General features: G+C 54.0%; 1 protein-coding gene. It reads right to left on the bottom strand.

Features of this window, described 5'->3' with window-relative positions; translation table 11 throughout:
- Positions 1-1,277: 1,277 nt before the first annotated feature.
- Positions 1,278-1,715, bottom strand: a complete 438-nt coding sequence (locus tag VLA04_01285) for a hypothetical protein (GenBank protein HSI20330.1) — start codon at positions 1,713-1,715, stop codon at positions 1,278-1,280.
- Positions 1,716-2,113: the final 398 nt, after the last annotated feature.

Raw genomic sequence — 2,113 nt, 5'->3', positions numbered from 1 at the left:
TAATGAGAGTAAGTACTCAGATGAAATCAATGATGCAGTGATGAATCAAAAGCGATGGGACAACGCTATATCCGAATTGAGATTGGAGATAGCGCAAATAAGGGCACTGAAGCACAAGGCGGGGAGTAAGGCGGGGGAGTAAGGCGAGGAGCAGAACTGCAGCTCAGGGCCTATGTGCCGCGCCAGGACCATCGGCGGGGAGCAAAGCCTCTGAGCTGTAGTTTTGCCGTAAGGCGGGGGAGGAGGGGCGGCCAGCACAGAGCACGACGGACAATGTGCAATGTAGATAAGGAATATTTGGAAAGTATTTTTTAGGTGGGGCATGGACAGTGAATATTGGGCTTATTCGTAGGACTGAGCGGCCCGCCCATTGTCCCTGGCCCCCCCATGTCCGCGACGCGGGGCTATATGCCCAGACCAATGGACAAAGCCCATCGCGCATCGCACAACGTACGTCTCGCCAAGCTCAATGCCTTGTGCTCATGGTGTGAGACTCTGGATAAGGTGCTTTGACAGTTCAAGAAGCACATGCCCGAGAGACACCAAGTCACACGCCCGAGCAGACCCACGCCAAGTTCTGAATGCTGCAGTCTGACCAGTCACCGTCTCTGAACAGGACACTAGTGCGCTCAGCTGGTGAACCGATGAAGCAGTCCAGGACCACCTCAGCCCGAGCCGCGTAGTAGTGCATGCCGCTTGGATCTATCAGCGACACCATCAATAGTCCCGGCTCCAATACGTGGTCGTCTGGTATCTCGTACAGAGTGCTTGTCTCTCTGATCGAACCACCAGAGCTAGCCGAGTACCCCTTGAACAAGGTTGATCGCCGCCAAATGGGGGAGCTGACTGCCGGCGCAACCATAGTGCGAGGTACTGTAGATTCCATGCGCAGTTCTCCATTAACCCGTAGGCTCGTATATATGGGACCCGAATTGCTGGCTCGACCATCGAGCTATTAGCTCAGTAGCGCGCAATGACCCTGTATAGCCGCGAGGTACGTACTAGCTAGTACGCAGTACGTCGAACCAAGTCCAAAGGACCTAGACGAGCGGTGCAAGTTAAGGCTCAGGTGCTTCGAGTGCCACAGACTCCAAAGCTCGGTTTCAACGACTCAAAGGAGCTTCTGCTCGCTGCTCGGAAGGTCCTTTGATCAGACCATCAGAGTTCGCCGGGCTGCCAACGGGAGAGCAATGGCCAACGACGAACAGAGCACATTGAGCTTCGGTCTTGATCATGGGGCCTCCGTAAGTGTGGGAGTAAACCGCAGGGTCTAGCTTTTAGTTCTCAGGTCTAAAACCTTGCAATGGTGGATGTCCAAGGTCTGATGCTTCATTCTCAATGGCAAGACTGTCGCGGTAGCTCAAGCGGCCCGGTTGAACCCAGCTCAGGTTAACCTGGACTGCAGTTGGTGCTGGAGGCTTAATGATTTCACGAGCCATGGAGAGCAGAAACTTCTTCGTGAACTCAGGGTTCTTAATGAGAAATTCCTCATAGCCCATCGTGCCGCGCGCGACGCGCAATGCAGCTTGCCTAAGCTCAGCCATGTTTGGTTCAGGCAGTTCACGAAGTGTCGCGATGGTGGCCTCGATGAACAACGATTCCTGCGGGGGAAACACCGCTTTGGGCTTGCCTACATCTGCACTACTACATTCTTTGTTTAGGAACTCTTGGACTGTCCAGGCTACAGGCTTGTTCATTTGGTACTCCTTTTGCATACCTTATGGGGGGAAAACTAGCGGTGGGCGGGCGGCGGGCCATTTTAATTATGTTGAGCACTTAAAAATCTACTTTAGAAGCGTTACGGTGGGAGTTTATGGCCGGGGCCCGCCGGTGGCCCGCCGGCCCGCCACCTCACTGATTAATCAATTGCATCAAATGGCGGCCGGTGGCGGGCCATTTATACACATGTTATTAAGTCGAGGACGTAGCACGACGGACGATGTACGTAAATGGCGGGCCGACTGCGGGCCATTTACGCACAGCACAACGTACATCGCACCAAGTACGTAGACCAGGTTATTTCCCCCCACCAAAGAGCACGATGCACCTAGAGGTCAGTCTCCCCCACCCTCCATAAGTTCTCTTTGCAAATCCTCTGGGGTCTTCAGCGTGA

It is taken from the genome of Verrucomicrobiia bacterium (genome assembly GCA_035460805.1).
Lineage (GTDB): Bacteria > Patescibacteriota > UBA1384 > CAILIB01 > CAILIB01 > DATHWI01.
This window is presented reverse-complemented; position numbering and strand designations above follow the sequence as displayed.

Excerpts from the sequence above, each read along its gene's own strand:
- VLA04_01285 (HSI20330.1), bottom strand. The coding sequence starts at position 1,715 with ATGCAAAAGGAGTACCAAATGAACAAGCCTGTAGCCTGGACAGTCCAA.